General features: G+C 34.2%; 14 protein-coding genes and 1 pseudogene. 8 read left to right on the top strand and 7 right to left on the bottom strand.

What is annotated here, in order from left to right; translation table 11 throughout:
• Positions 1-39 precede the first annotated feature (39 nt).
• From CJ229_RS08710 to CJ229_RS08700, 3 genes are all read right to left on the bottom strand, one after another.
• Positions 40-1,818, bottom strand: a complete 1,779-nt coding sequence (locus tag CJ229_RS08710; RefSeq protein WP_068127977.1) for an SLC13 family permease — start codon at positions 1,816-1,818, stop codon at positions 40-42.
• A gap of 100 nt (positions 1,819-1,918) precedes the next feature.
• Positions 1,919-5,059: an efflux RND transporter permease subunit gene (locus CJ229_RS08705; protein WP_102167232.1), complete on the bottom strand. Its 3,141-nt coding sequence runs from the start codon at positions 5,057-5,059 to the stop codon at positions 1,919-1,921.
• An 85-nt stretch (positions 5,060-5,144) separates the two neighbouring features.
• Complete coding sequence (locus CJ229_RS08700) at positions 5,145-5,900, bottom strand: RsiV family protein (protein WP_102167231.1); 756 nt, start codon at positions 5,898-5,900, stop codon at positions 5,145-5,147.
• A 169-nt stretch (positions 5,901-6,069) separates the two neighbouring features.
• On the opposite strand from CJ229_RS08700, the gene CJ229_RS08695 reads away from it, so the two are divergent.
• From CJ229_RS08695 to CJ229_RS08680, 4 genes are read left to right on the top strand one after another with little or no spacing between them, the layout of a single operon-like run.
• Positions 6,070-6,786 carry a D-ribitol-5-phosphate cytidylyltransferase gene (locus CJ229_RS08695; RefSeq protein WP_068127968.1) on the top strand — a complete coding sequence of 239 codons (717 nt, stop codon included), beginning with the start codon at positions 6,070-6,072 and terminating at the stop codon, positions 6,784-6,786.
• A complete protein-coding gene (locus tag CJ229_RS08690; protein WP_102167230.1) occupies positions 6,779-7,804 on the top strand; it encodes a ribitol-5-phosphate dehydrogenase in 1,026 nt (341 codons plus the stop codon). The genes CJ229_RS08695 and CJ229_RS08690 overlap by 8 nt, the downstream gene beginning before the upstream one ends.
• A 17-nt stretch (positions 7,805-7,821) precedes the next feature.
• Complete coding sequence (locus CJ229_RS08685) at positions 7,822-9,525, top strand: CDP-glycerol glycerophosphotransferase family protein (RefSeq protein WP_070709542.1); 1,704 nt, start codon at positions 7,822-7,824, stop codon at positions 9,523-9,525.
• Positions 9,526-9,561: 36 nt separating this feature from the next.
• Positions 9,562-10,704 carry a glycosyltransferase family 2 protein gene (locus tag CJ229_RS08680; protein ID WP_068127960.1) on the top strand — a complete coding sequence of 381 codons (1,143 nt, stop codon included), beginning with the start codon at positions 9,562-9,564 and terminating at the stop codon, positions 10,702-10,704.
• Positions 10,705-10,763: 59 nt separating this feature from the next.
• Here CJ229_RS08680 and tagH read toward each other — a convergent pair whose 3' ends face one another.
• The 3 genes and pseudogenes from tagH to CJ229_RS08665 form a co-directional block, all read right to left on the bottom strand.
• On the bottom strand, positions 10,764-12,095 hold the full coding sequence (gene tagH, locus CJ229_RS08675) for a teichoic acids export ABC transporter ATP-binding subunit TagH (RefSeq protein ID WP_070623324.1): 1,332 nt from the start codon (positions 12,093-12,095) through the stop codon (positions 10,764-10,766).
• Positions 12,096-12,107: 12 nt separating this feature from the next.
• Complete coding sequence (locus CJ229_RS08670) at positions 12,108-12,929, bottom strand: ABC transporter permease (protein ID WP_102167229.1); 822 nt, start codon at positions 12,927-12,929, stop codon at positions 12,108-12,110.
• A gap of 18 nt (positions 12,930-12,947) precedes the next feature.
• A pseudogene (locus CJ229_RS08665) lies at positions 12,948-14,081 on the bottom strand (CDP-glycerol glycerophosphotransferase family protein); the annotation flags it as partial.
• 188 nt (positions 14,082-14,269) lie between these two features.
• Here CJ229_RS08665 and tagD point away from each other — a divergent pair.
• The 4 genes from tagD to CJ229_RS08645 are packed head-to-tail and all read left to right on the top strand — an operon-like array spanning position 14,270 to position 17,602.
• A complete protein-coding gene (gene tagD, locus CJ229_RS08660; protein WP_102167227.1) occupies positions 14,270-14,662 on the top strand; it encodes a glycerol-3-phosphate cytidylyltransferase in 393 nt (130 codons plus the stop codon).
• Positions 14,655-15,779: a CDP-glycerol glycerophosphotransferase family protein gene (locus CJ229_RS08655; RefSeq protein WP_102167226.1), complete on the top strand. Its 1,125-nt coding sequence runs from the start codon at positions 14,655-14,657 to the stop codon at positions 15,777-15,779. Before tagD ends, CJ229_RS08655 begins: the two co-directional genes overlap by 8 nt.
• Positions 15,780-15,814: 35 nt before the next feature.
• Positions 15,815-17,122 carry an LCP family protein gene (locus tag CJ229_RS08650; RefSeq protein ID WP_317846576.1) on the top strand — a complete coding sequence of 436 codons (1,308 nt, stop codon included), beginning with the start codon at positions 15,815-15,817 and terminating at the stop codon, positions 17,120-17,122.
• Positions 17,123-17,176: 54 nt separating this feature from the next.
• Entirely contained in the window at positions 17,177-17,602 is a 426-nt protein-coding gene (locus tag CJ229_RS08645; protein WP_102167224.1) for a GNAT family N-acetyltransferase, read from the top strand.
• Positions 17,603-17,624: 22 nt separating this feature from the next.
• Here the strand turns inward: CJ229_RS08645 and CJ229_RS08640 are convergent, their stop codons facing one another.
• Positions 17,625-20,216, bottom strand: coding sequence for a CDP-glycerol glycerophosphotransferase family protein (locus CJ229_RS08640; protein WP_102167223.1), 2,592 nt, complete (start codon positions 20,214-20,216; stop codon positions 17,625-17,627).
• Positions 20,217-20,223: the final 7 nt, after the last annotated feature.

Here is a 20,223-nt window from a genome sequence, read left to right as displayed (position 1 = left end):
TGTAGTACATATATAACCGAATTTACATACACTTAAACATTAAAACCATAAAAGATAAACCGTCGTGACTGTAATAATCATCGTAATAATCGATAGCGGAACTCCGACTTTAATATAATCGGTAAACTTATATCCCCCTGGCCCGTAGACGATTAAGTTTGTCTGGTAACCAATCGGTGTGATAAAACTACTGCTCGCAGCGATCGTAATCGCAATTACAAATCCAAGATAATGCGTGTTCATCATTTCCGCGACTTCAACAGCAATCGGGAACATAATTACAGCAGCAGCACTATTCGTAATCAGCTCTGTAAATATATTTGTAATCAGATAAAGTGCAGCGAGTAGCGCGAGTACTCCAATTGGTTTAGCGAACATTACGATATGCTCTGCGACAAACGTTGCGAGTCCACTATTCGTAATTGCTTTACCGACTCCAAATGCACTTCCTATTAACAGTATGACGTCAAACTGAATCGACGTCATCGCATCTCTTGGAGATATAATTTTAAACACGAATAGTATAACGACCATAACAAGCATTGCCTTTAACATCGATAAAATACCAGCAACGACTAATCCAATCATAATACCGAGTAATAATAGAACACCAAATCCTTGACGTTTATTTTGCATAAACTTATCTGGGGGTGTTAAGTTACTCACGATATAAAAGTCATCGCTATACTTATTAACATCTAAAAACGATTCGTCCGCAAGTAATAGTAACGTATCCCCTGCTTTTAAGACGATATCTCCAACTTTTGAGTTGATACGTTTATTGTTACGGTGAATCGCGATAACCCCAGCTTGATAACGCGTTTTAAATCGCGATGTTTTTAGTGTCTTATTTAGAAGAATCGAACGGTGTGAAACTACCGCTTCAATCAGTACGGCCCCTTCAGTTTGAAGGTCTTCAAGCGTGAGTTCACTACCTGTTCTTAACTTTAATCCTTTGACGTCCTTTATATCTCCAATCGCGTCTAGCGTCGCACTAAATATAATACGGTCTCCAGCTTGAATATACGAATGGGCGTTCACTTCAGGGAGTGGTCTTTTATCCCTAATAATTTCAATGATATAAATCCCTTTTATCGCATGTTTTGTCACGTCAATAATCGAATGATTACAATACTCAAAGTCTTCACTTATCTCAGCTTCTGCTAAAAATTCTTTTGCCTCACTTTGAATTTTTTCAGTCGCAGTTAAATGCTCTGGCAGTAACTTGTAACCAACTGTCACGATATAAATAAGTCCGAAAATTAAAATCACAATACCGACCGGTGCAAGCTGAAAGAAACTATACCCGTCTTTACCACTAGAGATTAACAACCCGTGGATAATTAAGTTCGTCGACGTACCAATTAACGTGAGCGTACCACCGATAATCGTAATATAAGAGAGCGGGATTAAAAACTTCGACGGACTAAAGCCACGTTTTAACGCCCAGTCTTTAACAATCGGCGTGAGTGCTAATACGATCGGTGTATTATTTAAAAATCCTGACGACACACCGACTGGCGGTAAAAGCTTTAATAATGCGCCTCTTGGCGTCGTTTTATCGCCGAGTAATTTGTAGACGACTCCTTCTATAATGCCGTGCTTTTCAATCGCACTCGCGACGACAAATAATAGTAATATCGTCATTAAACCTTCGTTACTAAAACCGCTAAGTGCGTCTTCAGTCGAAATGACATTCGTCATTAAAAATATTACTAAAAATAAAAATACGACAAAGTCAGCTCGGCTTACTTCAAACAGTAATAACGTAAGCATAACAACGACCATGCCGAGTACAAACAGCATTTCTAATGTCATAGGCATCTTCCTTAAAAAGATTGATTACTTATATGATGCCGTATTTTATAAAAAAATAAACCACTTGATAAGTTTACCAAGTGGTTTAATAACACATATGTTAATTTTTAACGAATTTGTGTTTAATATTCATCAGCACTTCATATACAATCGGTACGACGATTAACGTCAGTAACGTAGACGAAACGAGTCCACCGATTACTGTAATTCCAAGTGCTCTTGAAATTAATATCGATGAATCTCCACCGAAAATAAGTGGAATTAACGCACCAATCGTTGCGAGTGCTGTCATTAGAATTGGACGGACACGTGTAGATGCTGCTTCAAGTAATGCATCTCGCGTTGAAAGTCCTCTTTCTTCCATATGAATGACTCGGTCGATTAATACGATTGCGTTTGTAACTACAATTCCGATCAGCATGAGTAATCCAATGAGTGCTGGTACGGATAACGTCTCACCTGAAATGAGTAATGCGATAATTACCCCAGTAATTGTAAATGGTAGACTAAATAATATTGAGAACGGTGCAATTCCACCGTGGAATGTTAACACGAGAACGACATATACGATAAGAATCGCGGCTAACATCGCAAGTCCAAGTTGCTGAAAGCTTTCTTCAATATCATCGTTCGTTCCACCAACTTCAACTGTAACACCGTCTTCTACTTCTAGTTTATTCACTTCTTGAATGACTTCAGATGTAACAGTACCGACGTCATTTGATAATATTTTACCGCTCACTGTCGCGTACATATCTCCGTTTAAACGTTTAATTGTATCTTGAGTATCTCCAGTTTCAATCGTAGTAAACTCACTATACTTCACGTCTTTACCGAGTGGAGATTTAATCGTATTATTTTTTAAATCGTCTTCTGTCCAGTTCTCTTTTTTATCGTGCTTTAAGATGACTTCTTGTGTTTTACCTACTTCACCGACTTCAGTCACGACTTGTTTCGGTTCGTATTGGTTTAACTCCATCGCGATTTGACCTGCAGTTAACCCGAGTTTCGCTGCCTTTTCTTGGTCAACGACGATACGATACTCTGTATACGAATCACTGACATCGGATTTGACGTTAGATAATTCTTTGTGCTCACTTAAAACAGCTTCTACTTCTTCAGATGCTGCTTTAATTTTATCGAAGTCTGTACCTTTAATTGTTACTTTGACTTCGTTAGACGCACCACCTGTTGCGACATCGATACTCGACCACGTACCTTTATGGTCAAATTGTTCGAGTTTTTCTAACACTTTTGCAGATTCTTCTTCGAAGTTCTCTGTATCAGATTTATACTCGACCATCATCGCCATATCATTCGATGCGACTGGGTTAAATGGATTATCTCCTCCAGCAGAATATTGAATGTTCGTCACGTCACTATTTTTCTTAAGTTCTTGTTCAGCCTCCTCACCATGTTTCACGACTTCTTCGATCGTTTCACCTGGTGACGGTTTATATGTGAGTGCTAAGAACTTATCTTCACCTGTTGAAATAAAGCTCGTTCCAACAAATGGTGTTAACGCTAAACTTCCAACAAAAATGACAACAAGGACGATGCTCGAAATCACTTTGTGTGATAGTGTCCACTCTAAAATCTTTCTATAGCTATCTGCGATACGGTTTTTCTTATGATGTGGTTTGACTTTCACACCTTTTCTAAAGAAGAAATGCGCAAGCATCGGTACAATCGTGATTGCAATTAAAAGTGACGCAAGTAGTGCAAATACGACTGTTAACGCGAACGGTTTAAAGATCTGACCGACTTCACCCGTGATAAATGCAAGTGGTACGAATACGACAATCGTTACAATTGTCGACGACATAATCGGGATAAACATTTGTTTTGTCGCAGCTGTAATCAGTTCACGACCCTGCAACGTTTCATCCTCTTTCGTAAGTCTTCGGTATATGTTTTCTATAACGACGATCGAGTCATCGATGACACGCCCAATTGCGACAGTCATTGCACCGAGTGTCATGATGTTAATCGAAACGTCGAGTTGTTTTAAAATAACAAATGCCATTAAAATCGACATTGGAATCGACACGACAGAAATTAACGTCGACTTAAAGTCTCTTAAGAAGAGTAAAATAACGATTACTGCAAAAGCTGCTCCGAGGAGTGCTTTTTCGAACATCGTTTTAATTGAATCTTCAATCGGCTTTGCTTGGTCCATCATTAAAACTGCGTCGATATCTTTGTTATCTTTTAAAAACGTATCGACTGTTTCTTTAATTTCATTCGCAACTGCAACTGTGTTCGCATCGTTAGATTTTACAACTTGTATCGCAAGCGAGTCTTTACCATTCGTTTTAGAGATAGAATCTCTTTCTGATACCGTATTAATTTCTGCAACGTCTTTTAATTTAACTGTTTTCAGTCCTGCATCTAACGCTTTTTGTTCCATTTCTTTTTGGAATTCTTCACGCTCAGCGTCACTCATTGCAGCAAGTTTCATTTTCGTTTCATCGTCAATTTCAGGTGCTTCAGGTTCTCCAGCTGGTATGTTTAACTCTTTTAACTCCTCTACCGTATTAAAACGACCATCGATTAAAATAGAACGGAGTTCATCGTCAAACGTATATAATCCGAGCGGGAAGTTATCTGACGTTCCTGAAATAAACTGGAGGACATCTTCTTCTTTTAAATCATGCTTTTTTAATGCTGCTTCATCGAAAGAAAGCTCGACTCTTTCGATTTGTTGACCTGAAAATGACGCACTTGATACGCCTTCGACTCCTTCAATTTCAGGTATTAAATCTTCTTCTAAACGCTGTGTTAAATCTTTAAGATCATTGTCTTTTTCGGTAAATGAATAACTGATAATTGGGAATGTATACATCGAAATCGTATCGATACTAGATGACTCCACACCGTCTGGTAAATCTAATTCATCAATCATCGTTTCGACTTCGTCAGTCGCCTTATCCATATCCGTACCGTAATCATAAATCACAGTGATTGCAGACGCATTTTGCAGCGACTGACTTTGAATATCTTCGACACCTTCCATCGATTTTACACGTGACTCTATTTTTTCTGTCACGTCATTTAAAACAGTTTCAGGTGTCGCACCTGGATACGGCGTCGTGATCGTCAGCACTGGTGAGTCAATGTCTGGTAACATTTCCATCTTCATTTTTGAAGCAGAATACACACCACCAAGCGCGATGATAATCGTCATTAATACGATTGCGAGTTTGTTTTTAATCGAGAAATCTACAATTCTTTTTACCACATTTGCACCTCTTTATTTATTTCAATATGTATTTCTAATTGATAAAAAGCCAAGGGGCAACGTTACAATATCCCTTTGGCAAATGTTAGTCTTCATTCGTCGGTATCAATTCACCTTCAACGACTGCTTTAATTGTCGGCTCTAAAAATTCGATGACATCTCTAAACGGTATTTCTACATTAGGTGTTCCCATCGCACCACTTCCGATTTCGTTTTGATCATAGTGGAACTGTACGACGTCTCCTTTAAAGTCAACATTCGAAAACGTCTTTGAAATATCCATCGTTCGATCTTCTAATTTTTTCGCGTCATAATACGGTGCATACGCCGGATTATCACGAATCGCCTGATCTAATCGTTTAAATAACGCCTCTCGTGATGATTGACCGATGTTAAACAAGTTGTCGCTTATAACCGCTTCACCACTCGCGGTATTCACTACAAGTACACCGTGAATCGAGTATTCCGTATCTTTAGAAAGCTTAACAACTCTCGTAATGTTAAACATGTAAATATCGCCTCTAACATCATGTGCGTTAAAAACAATCTTTAACGATGAATCCATATGCTCATCATCTTTAACAATATCTATGAAATCTTCGAACTCCTTATTACGTGCACCTTCGATCTTTTTATCGATACGTTCCACACCAAAATGTGGGTAGTGAATTTCAACGTTATAATCATTCGCAACAAATTTCATATTATCAAAATCTTGATTATTGGAATGTTCTTTATATACAACACCATGCTTTAACTTAATCGGCTCATTCGTAGCCGAACATCCAACGAGAATAAAAGCAAAAATCATGAACAGTGAAAAGAGGCCAAAACGCTTCATATAAATGCCTCCAATGTTGTTTATATTATAATTGTAGCAAAGCCACGATGAAATTAAAAAGAATATCGACTCATGTTTTTAGTAATTGTTTGGTCATTTTTGAATTCACAAATAATATAGTGTAAAATTTTAGTAAATCATCGAAATAAATAAGTGGAAGGTGTTATTTATGATTTACGCTGGTATATTAGCTGGAGGAATTGGATCAAGAATGGGGAATGTTCCTCTCCCAAAACAATTTTTAGATTTAAATGATAAACCAATTATTATCCATACAGTGGAGAAGTTTATTTTAGAAAATGATTTTAATAAAATTATTATTGCAACTCCTGAAAAATGGATCGGACATACAAATGATATTCTCTCTAAACATAATATCAACTCAGATAAAGTAATCGTAATAAAAGGTGGAGAAGATCGTAATGAAACGATTATGAACATCTTAGACTACATCGATGAACATCACGGTACAAATGATGACGATATTATCGTAACTCATGATGCGGTAAGACCATTTTTAACACATCGCATTATTAAAGAAAATATTCAATTAGCAAAAGAATATGGTGCTGTAGACACGGTTATAAGTGCGATTGATACCATAGTGACTTCAACAGATGGTAAAACAATTTCAAGCATCCCTGTCAGAGATCATATGTATCAAGGTCAAACTCCACAATCTTTTAACATAAAGTTATTAAAAGAAAAATACAGTTCACTTTCAGAAGAACAGAAAAACATTTTAACTGATGCTTGTAAAATTATTGTCGAACAAGGTGGAGAAGTTCGCTTAGTAGACGGTGAATTATTTAACATTAAAGTCACAACACCATACGACTTAAAAGTTGCGAATTCAATTATTAAGGGTGGTATAGCAGATGATTAATCAAATTTATCAGTTAGTATCTCCTAGACAGTTTGAAGTAACTTATACAAATAAAGATATTAACTCAAATAAAGTGGTTGTAAGACCAACATATTTATCTATATGTGCTGCAGACCAACGTTATTACACAGGTACACGTGGCGAACAAGCAATGAGAGAAAAGCTACCAATGGCTTTAATTCATGAAGGTGTTGGAGAAGTTGTTTATGATAGTAAGGGGCAATTTAAAGTCGGCACAAAAGTATTAATGGTCCCTAACACTCCAACAGAAGTGGATGAAGTAATTGCAGAAAACTACTTAAAATCTAGCAAGTTCAGATCTAGTGGTTATGACGGTTTTATGCAAGACTATGTCTTTTTAGATCACGATCGTGCTATTGTTTTACCTGACGAAATGGACTTCAGTACTGTTTCTTATTCTGAATTAGTTTCAGTAAGCATACACGCAATCGATCGCTTTAAAAGAAAATCTATTTCAAATACATCAAGTTTCGGAATTTGGGGAGATGGCAACCTTGGTTATATAACTGCCATTTTACTCAGAAAAAAATATCCCGATGCTAAAATTTACGTGTTCGGGAAAACGGAGTATAAGTTAAGCTACTTTTCATTTGTCGACAAGACTTTTTATATAGATGAAATCCCTGAGGATTTAACTTTTGATCATGCATTTGAATGCGTCGGAGGACGTGGTAGTCAAAGCGCAATTGATCAAATCATTGATCATATAAATCCTGAAGGCTCAATAGCATTGTTAGGTGTTAGTGAGCATCCTGTCGAAATAAATACAAGAATGGTATTAGAACGTGGACTTACACTCATCGGTAGTAGTCGTAGTGGTGCAAAAGACTTTCAAGCAGTTGCTGATATTTATCGACAGCATCCAGATATTGTAGATAAACTATCATTATTAAAAGGAAAAGAATTTACAGTTCGCACAATTGATGACGTTACAGCTGCTTTTGAAGCAGATCTATCAACATCATGGGGTAAAACAGTCATGAAATGGGAAATCTAAATTAACGAGGTATAAACATGAAAGAACGCAAGGTTGTAATTGAAAATATTAGATGGGAACGCGTGCAATTCTTTATAGAAGGACGCTTCTTAGATGGAGATTTTTCATCTCCAGAATTCTATTTAAGAAATCTAGATGAATCGAAAGTAATGACTGCCAATGAGGTCAACATCGAGGGGGATAAGTTCTCTGCACGATTTTCTTTATCTAACATAAATAATGGTAATTACTTACCAGAAGATGATTATTTAATAGTCGTTGAAGATGAATATACGTACATTGCTCAAACTTCAGAGACACTTCTAGATGCTTCAAAACTTGAACTGACAAATGACGAACAAGAAACATTAAATGAGATTATAGAATTAGGCGATGAGAATACTATTCATAATTTTGTCTTATCATATTATGGAAAAGAGTTTAAACGAAGTGGAACTTCAAAAAGTACAGTTTATACTGTAACTCCAATGTTATCTACAGAAGTCAACGAGTTCTTACTTTCAATATCTTTTAAACAACCAAAAGAAAAATTGGATTTCTATGAAGCAACAATGAAAAGTATTCGTAGAAATTATAATAAAACATCATTCTCAATCAGGGATTTTATATTCCATCTCATCTTTAACTGGTCAAAATATAGAAACAAAAATAATACAAAAGATGTATTATTTACATCAGACTCAAGAGCAGAAATGTCTGGAAATTTCGAATATATTTTTAGAGAGATGATTCGACAAGATAAAGATAAGGAGTATAATATTCACCAACAATTTAAACGCCATATAACGGATCGAAGAAACTTTTTTGACAAGTTTAAATTCCCCTACCTACTGGGTAAATCTAAATACATCTTTGTGGATGACTTTCATCCAATGATATATAGAGTCAATTTTAGAAAAGATCAGGAAATCATCCAAGTATGGCATGCGGTCGGTACATTTAAAACATTTGGCTATAGTAGAGTTGGTAAATCAGGTGGTAATTTCTTTAATACGCGTTCTCATAGAAACTATACAAAAGTATATGTTTCCGCAGAGAATGATATTCCATATTATGCTGAAGCATTTGGTATTAAAGAATCTAATGTCATTCCAACTGGAGTTCCAAGAACGGACATATTCTTTAATGATAAATATGAGAAAAAAGTAACGAAGGAATTATATTCTATTTACCCACAAATTAAAGATAAACAAGTGATTCTTTTTGCACCTACTTTTAGAGGTAATGGTCATAATTCTGCTTATTATCCGTTCTTTAAAATAGATTTCGCAAAATTAGCGAAATACTGTGAAGAATCAAACTCAGTCGTACTGTTTAAAATGCATCCATTTGTAAGAAACAAACTAAAATTCCCTAAGAAATACAATAAGTATTTCATCGATATATCAAGCTACAGGGAAGTAAATAACATTTTATTTATTACAGACATTTTAATCAGTGATTATTCGTCATTAGTATATGAGTTCTCTTTATTCAAGAAGCCAATGCTGTTTTATGCATATGACTTAGAAGATTACGTTTCTAAAAGAGACTTTTACGAAACTTATACAGACTTCGTACCAGGAAAAATTGTACAAGATTTCGATGAGCTGATTACATCTCTATATAACAAAGATTTCGAGGAAGAAAAAATTACTAACTTTATAAATAAACACTTCAAATATACAGATGGTCGATCAAGTGAGCGTCTTGTTAATGACGTGTTTAATAAAGAAAAGTAATGACACCTCATACCCTAAAGCTATCAAGGAGATCTTATGAAAAAAGTTAGTTTCTGTATTCCTGTATACAATCGAGTAAATAAAATTGACAAATGCATTCTATCATTAATCAACCAGACTGAGCCTGAAGAAAATTATGAAATTATAGTTGTTGATGACTGTTCTACAGATGGAACATTCGAAAAAGTTAAAAGCATTTTTGAAGAAGAAGAATTCAAAAACTATAAGCTGTTAAAACTTGATGAGAACTCTGGTAATGCTAGTATTCCAAGAAACACAGCAGCTGAACACGCTGAAGGAGAATATTTGTTTTTTGTAGATTCTGATGACTTTGTTGCAAAAGAGCTAGTAACTCACCTATATGATTTTGCTAAAACAAACAATTCAGATATCATCTACCCTAAGTATGTGAAAGGCAATGAAGATAACATCAAAGGTAACGTACCGAGATCATTTGCCAAGCATGGATCATTAGGTAATGCAGATATTATCGAGAATAATATGCTAACTGCCTTATCCGTACTTAAAGCTTTTAAAAGATCAGAGTGGGATCGGTTAAATTTAAAATTTGACAAAGATGTCTTGATTGGCGAAGACATGCTCGTGACAGCACGATTTCTTTTTAACACAAAAGTTCATAGTATATTAGCTGATCAGCCTTATTATTATATCGTACATCATACAGATGACCGGTTAACCTCAAGTAAGCAGTCTAAAAACAGGACGTTTGAAAATTATAAAGAAATCTTAAATATAATTTATGATGGTGAACTTGGTGACCAAGAGTTTAAAGATCGTGCTGCTGCTGCTTTTGTAGATAGAATAATGAATTTTGGTATTGGAAACACACTTAATTATTTAATCCATATCCATAAGACAAAAGTCCACAATGACTGGCTAGAACTGTTTGCTGACTTGTTCAATAGCTCTTTCCCAGAAAGGGCCGAAGAATATGTAAACGATCGCTTTTATAACCGATTAAGGGCTTATCGTCAAAAAGATGGTAATGCTGTACTATTAGCGTATAAAGCTGAATTGCAACAATTAAAAATAGATGAATTAGAAAGAAAAATAAATGCATTAACAAAAAAAGATAATTCATTTATAAACCGAAACAAAAAGAGAGTAAAACGTAAATTAAAAAGCGTCGCAAAAAAAGTGTATTATAAAATAAAATAATAAATGCCCTTCTGTATATTTTTAAAAATACAGAAGGGCTCTTTTATTTTACTATGAATTTATTCACTTTCTTTTGTATATTTCGCATTCAACCAAACTTGTTCATTATCAATTATTGCTTTATACCATATATTACGACCGATGAACCACGTTTCAATGACACGTATCTCTGTATCAGTGAGTTTCTTTAAGTCTCCAAATGCAGAGTTTTTCTTACCGCCCCATGGCATGTAGAATGCACTACCTTCACCGTTCAATATGACATGCTTATTATCTTGGTCTATTAAAGAAAATGTATGTGATTGAATGTCTTTTTCTTTCATCCAACCAATGACTCCATCTTCTGCACTTCGTGAAGTCGATAATAAATAATACTTCTCAAATCTATAATTTGCTGATCGGGTAATATAATATACATGATGTTTAAAGTCATTAGATGATTTTACATTCTCTCTACTATTTGGTGCTTCATATACAGATGATTTACCACCTCTAATATGGCCTAATCTACTTTCCATGTGAAGTTCATAATCATCTTTTTCTGTAATGTACTCATCTGTTTGAGAATAGATTACCGTATTACCTATTTCTTGTTTATTATCTGTTGTGGCTGGAGACGATAATATATTATTACGGTATTCATCGCGTTCTTTCTTTGTCATCTTTTGCCATTTTCTTAAATATCTTTCATACATGCCGAGAACTTCATTCGTTTCACCATATGCTTTAACACGACCAAATTCTAACCAAAGTATTTTGTTACAAAATTGCTTCATTTGACCGAGCGAGTGCGAGACGAAAATCATCGTCTTTCCTTGCTCTTTAAACTCTTTCATCTTCTGTAAACTTTTCTCAGCAAATGCCTTATCACCAACTGACAGTGCCTCATCGATAATGAGTACATCAGGATCCACACTTACTGAAATTGCAAAACCAAGTCTAGACCTCATACCACTAGAGTATGACTTTACTGGCTGATCAATAAATTCCCCTAGCTCTGAAAATTCGATTATTTCTGGCTCTAATTCTTTAATTTCCTGTTTACTAAATCCGAGCATTAAACATTTTAACTCAATGTTCTCTCTGCCTGTTAAATTGTTATTGAGTCCTGCAGCAACTGCAATTAAAGCAACATCACCACGGGTATGTACCTCTCCTTTTGTTTCGGGTACAATTCCTGCGATAATATTAGATAATGTTGATTTACCAGATCCATTTGTTCCAATAAATCCAACAACATCACCTTCATATGCTGAAAAACTAACAGAATCTAGCGCATAAAAAGCTTTTCCATATTTTTCTTTATTAAACAAATTTAAAAACTTTTCTTTAGAGTCATTGAACAACGTATATTTTTTTGAAACATCTTTTACTTCTATAACTTTCTCCATATTATCCAACCTCTATAAGTAATCAATAAAATTTCTTCTAAATCTCATGTGAAGCGTTGCACCGATTAATAATAATATTAATATTACTGCCCAGAAGTATAATCCATACTTCCAATGTTCAATAATGTACCACCCTGAACCTAAAAATGCGTAGCGATATCCATCAATGACGTAGATAAGTGGGTTAAATTTTAATATATACATCACTTTCGGGAAATCACTTAACATCGTTAATGGCCACAATACTCCTGAAACATATAAACCCATTCTGAGTGTAGAGTTTAAAAACAGATGCACATCCCTGATAATTGTAGATAACGTCGACATAATTAAGCCAAATGCAAAAGTAAAGACGTATAAACAAAAGATGAAGTATACGATTTGTATTAAATAAATTGAAACATAATATCCATAAATTTGATGGACGATAAGTGCAATAACTAGCATTCCAAAATGTATATATATTTTAGACAAAATAGGAATATTCGGTATAACACTCATTGGGAAGTTCATTTTTGATAACATTCTAAGTCTAGTATATATAGATTTAGATGCTTCTATAGAAGCTTGGTAGAAAAAAATCCACACTAAAAACCCTACAATTAGCCATAGTATAAATGGTGTCTCATTGCCATTTACAATTACAGGTGCACGGTCTCTTAGTGTTCCAAATACGAACCAATAGATTAATATTTGTGTGAGTGGATTTAATAACTCCCAGAACATTCCAAGATAATTGTTTTTATTACTACTTTTTAATTCATATAATGACAATCGTCGTGCTAAGTAGAAATATTCTATTTGTTCTTGTATTAGTTTAATTAAAGATTTCATTTTATTCCCTTTCAATAATTACCGTAAAATACTTTTCATTACACGTTCAGACGCTTTTCCGTCTTCTAATGCGCAAAACTTTTCTCTAAACTCTTGTCGAACGACAGAATAATCTTGTGACTCAATATTCTGTATAGCGTTTATAACTTCATCAGTATTGTACAATAAAGGACCTGGTGCTTTTTGTTCAAAATCAAAATAAAATCCTCTAACTACATCACGGTAACTGTCAATGTCATACGTAAAGAACATCATCGGACGGTTTAAAATTGCATAATCAAAAAACACAGAAGAATAGTCGGTAATTAACATATCCGATACTAAGTATAGATCACGAATATCTTCATAACTTGAAAAATCTAACACGAACCCATTGTATTTTTCTACATCTATATTCTCAGCAATTAAGTAATGCATGCGTAGTAAAATTATATAATCATTGCCTAATTCTTTTTGCATTCGTTCTAAATCTAGTTGGATGTCAAATTTATAACGTCCACGCTCATGATATTCATTATCTCTCCACGTTGGTGCATAAAGAATTACTTTTTTGCCGCGTTTAATTCCAAGTTCGACTTTGAGTTTATGAATATAATCTGGATTATTAAAGTTGACTAAGTAATCATTTCTAGGATATCCCGTCTCTAACATATCTTTATTAAAGTTAAATGCGCGTTTAAATATTTCTGTTGAATATGGATTCGGAGATATTAAATAATCCCATTTACTAGATTCTTTAGTAAAGTTTTTCTTATATCTTTCTGTGTCTGTATCAGCCATAAGTACTTCATCCATATCTAATGCTAGACGCTTTAACGGCGTACCATGCCATGTTTGTAAATACTTTGTAGATCTTGGCTTAGGAATCCATAAAGGTAATCTACTATTTGAAACCCATATATGTGATGTATTCATTGCGATTAACCACTTTAACGAAAACCTCTTAAAATACGGCACACCACTTTCTTCGAATGTTTTTACGTGACGCTTATCTGCACTCCAAATAAGTTCGTATTCGCTATAATGCATTTTCATATATTCATATAATGCACGAGGATTATCACTGAATTGCCTTCCTAAAAAACTTTCGAACATAATTCTCTTTTTATTTTTAGGTAGAATTAGACCTGCAGTAAAAAAGATAAACTTGTATATATTTAACCAAAACGACTTTAAAAATTTCATTTAAATCTACTTTCTTTCTTCATTAATTATAATATATAGACTATATTATACCGAAGTTTTGTCAAAATGCGTAAAGTAATATACTATAACAATCGTATTTTGTACAGTTTTGGTATAGACTGAAAAGATAGAAATAAATATTAAGGTGAAATCCAATGAAAAAGATTATAACATATGGAACTTTTGACTTATTACATGTTGGACATATCAATATTTTAAAACGTGCGAAAGAGATGGGAGATTATCTAGTTGTCGGCTTATCTACAGATAGCTTCAATAGCTTAAAACATAAAGAAGCATATCACTCATATGAAGATCGTAAACTTATTTTAGAAGCGATTAAATATGTCGATGAGGTAATTCCAGAAAATAGTTGGGATCAAAAACGTGATGACGTAAAAAATCACAACATTGACACATTCGTAATGGGTCATGACTGGGAAGGTGAATTCGACTTTTTAAATGATTTATGTGAAGTTGTATACTTACCGAGAACCGAGGGTGTCTCAACAACTAAAATTAAGAAAGATCTGAATCAAAATGATTAAAGAACTTTTTATACGTGTGTACAATTTTTTTGTCTCACGTTTCTTTTTATTGATGCGCGTATTACCTGTTAAAAACTCTGTCGTTATTTTAACTTCTTTTGGCGATAATATCGATTATATTATTCGTCATCCGAAGATGCGTCTTTACGATGAAGTGATTATTTTTTCATCGCGTCAGTATGATTTTAAAACGTTTGATAACGTTAAAGTGTATACACATAGTAGTTTAAGCGTAAAAGAATTATATGAAATTGGTCGTGCAAAAAATATTATTGTCGATAATCATTTCCCTGTAATTGGTGGTATGTCTACATTAAAACCTTATGTTAAAGTATTTCAAACGTGGCATGCGGTTGGTGCTGTAAAGGCGTTTGGGTTAATGGATGAGTCATTTAAACACCGTCCAGACTGTGCAAAAACTCGGTTTAAAAAAACGTATCAAAATGTGGATTATTATGTCGCTGGATCTAAACGTATGGCAGATATTTTTAAACAGACGTTTTCTATTGATGATAAAAAAATCATAAAAGCAGCGATGCCACGTCTTGATTTTTATAGAGAACAGTCGAATATTCAATCGACTCGAGATAATGTTCGAAGTCGCTTAAATTTAGACGACGAAGTTATCGTTGTAACGTATGCGCCGACGTATCGAGAAAATCAGTTTAATATTTCTGATATACCACTCGACATCTCTAAAATGAGTCAACAGTTACCGAGCAATTATAGAATCGCGTTAAGACTACACCCTACTGTTCAGTTAGACACTGATATTAAAGGTGTGATCGATCTCACTGACGGATTTTCGTTAGAAGAAGTGTTAAGTGTGACTGATATTTTAATTACAGACTACTCTTCTGTCGGCTTTGAATTTGCGAACCTTATGCGTCCAGTTATCTATTATCCTTATGATTTAGATGAGTATACGAATACAAAAGGGTTAATAGATGATTATGAATCTCTCGTCACGACAAATATCGCATATAGCACAGATGAAATTCTTGAAATGATTAAAAATGATGACTTCTCTGCGGAAGAAATACGTCAATTTAAAGATCTTTGGAATGATTATAACAACCAAAATAATACAAATACTCTTTTATCAATGTTACAATAAAGGTTATTATATTATTTTGAAGTTCGGAGATTACTATGAAAAAATTCCTTAAAATTATTTTCGTCATACTTTTAGTACTCGGCATTGCTGGGGCCGCTTATGGTGGTTATATATACTATACAGTCAACAAAGGAGTAAACTCTTCATTTTCCGGATTAGAGGATAAGTCGAAACTTCGTGAAGATGGTGAAGAAGTAGATATCGAAGATAGTTTTACAGTACTAATATTAGGAATTGACGAAAACGAAAAACGTGCTAAAAAAGAACAATTAAAAAGAGATGAATTTAGAACGGATACGATGATATTAGCTACGTTTGACCGTGAAGGTAACGTCATTAAAATGATCAACATCCCTCGCGATACGCTAAGTCTAATTAGTGATGAACAAGCATTCGACAAAATCAACCACGCACATGCGCTCGGTGGAATTGAAGGAGCTGTCGATTCAGTGGAAAACTTATTAAACGTTCCTGTTGACTTTTACATTCGTGTAAACTTTGATTCCGTAGTTGATATTGTAAATACACTTGGTGGTGTTGAGTTCGATGTTCCATTTGATATGGAAGAACCAAACCAAGATGACTCAGGTAAAATAAAAGTAAAAAAAGGAAAACGAATGTTAACAGGTGAAGAGGCGCTTGCGGTAGTTAGAAGTCGCCGAGTGGACTCAGACTTTGGTCGTGGAGAACGACAAATGCAAATGATTCAGGCAATTATGAATCGCTCAAAGTCTACAGGAGCAATTACAAAAATAGATGACCTCGTCGACGTCGTTTCAAAAAACGTGACTCATAACTTTACAATGCAAGACATCACAAAACTAGCAAAATATTTTGCAAGTAACGATATTGATTTTGAACAGACAAGAGTTCTCGGTGAAGATTATATTGGATATACTGGTGCGTATTACTACAAACCAAGTGAAGAGCATTTATTTGTATTAAGTCGAACGTTACGAGAGATTCTTGATTTAAAAGCACCAGACGTAAATGACTTCGCAAATATTCGCCTGTCCTACTGGCTAAACCCAACAGTTTTAATCGGTGAGGATATTATTAACAATTATAAACTTGAAGGTGAAGACATACCGTTTTTTGCCGATCCAGCATATAAAAGTAAGTATGGTGACGGCTTTAACATTCCAAAAGAACAATTAGAAAACTATGAAGACAATGAAGGCGACACAGATGTTAGTCAACCTGACGGACAAGACTACACTGAACCAACAGAAGAAGAATATTTAGATGAGTCAAATGATGACGATTATTATTACAATCCAGGGACAAATCCTAGAGATGAATACTTCCCACCTGAGCGTGATGATAGAGAGAATTATGAATAGTGTTATATAATGACTAGGTACTGCCTAGTCATTATTTTTTTAGGAGTGTCTATTATGAATATATATATTACAGATGATAAGAAATACTACGATGATTGCGTGGATATTAGAAATAAAGTATTTGTAGAAGAACAAGGTGTTCCAGCTGATTTAGAATTAGATGAGTACGAAGAAGAAAGCGTTCATATCATTTTACTATTTAACGATGAACCAGCCGGTACAGTACGTTACCGAGTGCTTGATGATTCTACAATTAAAGTCGAAAGAATGGCTGTTTTAAAAGAATATAGAAAGCTCGGATTCGGACATAACTTAATGACGTTCGTTCATATTCATGCGAGACAACAAGGTTACGTATGGGCAAAACTTGGTGCACAAACTCACGCGATTAAATTTTATAACAAACTCGGCTATGAAAATTTTTCCGATGAATATTTAGACGCAAACATCCCACATATCGATATGATTAAACAGTTGTAATAAAAAAACTCTAACAAAAATGTTAGAGTTTTTTTCGTTCCACCGCTTCATATATACGTTCACAGTTATGTTGATCTTGATATTTAATAATGCCACTAATATCTTTTACTTTATTTTCATAGTTATGTTTAATCGAATCTTCGATATAGCTAATCAGAAGTTCTTCTGTTTCCGCGATATCTCCTAAAAATGTTTCATTTACAGGTCGTAATATCCCTCTATTAAAGAATCGATCTTCGTCGAAGTGATAGTATATTACTGGTTTTTTCATCATTGTAAAGTCAAAACTTACACTACTAAAATCTGTAATGAGTAACGCATGTTCAATGAGTAAATCTTGTACAGTACGTTCTCCTAGCGTAATAAATTCAATGTTATCTGTCGCTTCAATATGCTCTTTTGTAAAGAACTGCTGTGCACGATAATGCGGGTAGAAATTTAATTTGACGTTATATTTTTTTAGTACTTCATGAAGGCGTTCGTTTTCGATTAAATTTTTATAACGGTGATAATACTCACTGTTTAAAAATCGTTCGTCAGTGTTAATCCAGTCACGCCACGTCGGCATAAGTAATATGTCTTTCCCTTTTTTGCCAATCGGTAATTGGTCAAATCGTGCAAGACCTGTAACGATGACTTCATCTTCATCGTATCCCATCTCTTCAACGACGACGTCGTACTTCTCACTTGAACTCGATACGATAAATATATCAAACGGATCCTCATAGTATTTTTTATGATATTCAGCTGGTTTTCTACCGAGTACACCGTGCTGTAGAAACACTTTAAAAGTATCACCATAGTTAAAGAATTCTTTCGCTGGTTTGTACGGTAAAATATTTTCAAAATCGTGCGTACATAGTAATACCCCTGCTCTTAAACTAATATCATAGTGTGCTTCACTACCAAAAACGAGTACGTTTTCTTCGTCTTTTATCTTTTCATAATCTTTAGATTCTCCGTCTATCACGTAGTACGCTTCGACTTGTTTGTCTTGTAAATATTTAAACAATGCATATCCATTTTCTTGTGCAGTATCTGTACGTTCTCCGAGTAACCATATATTGTTGTCTCGCGTGACATTCGTGTTGACTGATTTTGGTACAACAAATGTTTCGATTTTTAAATTGTTAAATGGTGTTGTCGTCACGAGTAAATAAACTTCTCGGTCTTTTTCTTGGACAATTTTTAAATCGTAAAAATTATCTTTTTTATAATCTGAATGTTTGTATGGGATTTTTTCCCTTGCGATGATGTCGCCGTCTTCATTTCTCATACCGACGTAAATATCAATCACTGTCTTACCACGACTCATCAAATTGATGATATCTTCAGGTACTACTTTTATTTTAAATTTATCGTCTACTGGATATTCGACAGTTTTTTGACTGATACGATCTTCAAATATAATGACGTTCTCAGCATTAGAGAACGACTCTCTCCCCTTCATAAAACCTTTAAACGTAAAGTCTTTAATAGATGTCATACGTCTTCTTATACGTGGACGAGATACTTTAAAACCTAAGTAGTTGTCTTTTCTTCTATAAAAATGAGTATTGAGATACTCATTGTCATGAAGATGTTTACCGACCATATCATCGGTAATTTTTGCATATCGAATATCAAGTTGATACACGATACCATCATTTATAAAGTTGATTTTTTTATTTGTAAATCCGTCAATCAGCACTCCAATTGGTATATCACATCGTAATTGATCTGTTAAATCGATATCCACCGACGTATCAAGCCTCGGGTTAAAGATACTTAATTTCGGTTGATTGATTAATATATCTTTTTCTAATTGAATATTGACTGTGACGACGTTATCTTTTATTTCACTCACGTAAAATGATTCGAGCACGATCACATGCTCTTTAACTTCAAGCGTTAACTCCGGCTCTGTCTTAAGTGTGTACGAATAATATTCAGTAAAAAGTTCTTGTTCTTTTAATTTGCCTTTTAATAAATAAACATCTTCTTTTTGAGCGATATAAAATACCGCTTCACCGTTTGTAAGTTGTTCTAGCCCCGTTACTTTTAACGTATAATCATCAACTAACGTCGTCGGTATTTCTACGAACTTATGAATATAACTTAAAAAGAGTACAGAATCTTTGTCCACTTTCGTATTAAACGTTAACACTAAAGAATCTTTTAATACGTTCGCGTCATTTACAAGTTGTGTTTCATCAGTAAAGTTTAACGTCATATATCGTTTAGAAATATGTACATCTCTTTTTACTTTAATGTTATATAGTTTATTGTTCACAAAATATTGAGTACGTATTTTAAAATCCTTACTACGTTTAATACGCATCTTCTCGTTAAACGAATATAACTGAACGGATAGATTGTCTGGCTCATCATTAAAATACGCTTCAGACACACGTACTGTAATTAAATCGTCATTATACTCGCATGGAACTGCGTGTTCTATTTCATCGATTAAAACAGTCGCATTATAATTTGAAATCACACGTATATTAATAAACGGGAGGACTTTATAAGTAAATATAAAGTCGCCCCCTCTTCTATTAATACCGATGAGTTCAATTTCTTTTGTAAATCGTTCTCTCACATGTTTAGAGAAATAATTTGTAAATCGACTCATACATATT

Source organism: Nosocomiicoccus massiliensis (assembly GCF_002871345.2).
In the GTDB taxonomy this organism is placed as follows: domain Bacteria; phylum Bacillota; class Bacilli; order Staphylococcales; family Salinicoccaceae; genus Nosocomiicoccus; species Nosocomiicoccus ampullae_A.
This window is presented reverse-complemented; position numbering and strand designations above follow the sequence as displayed.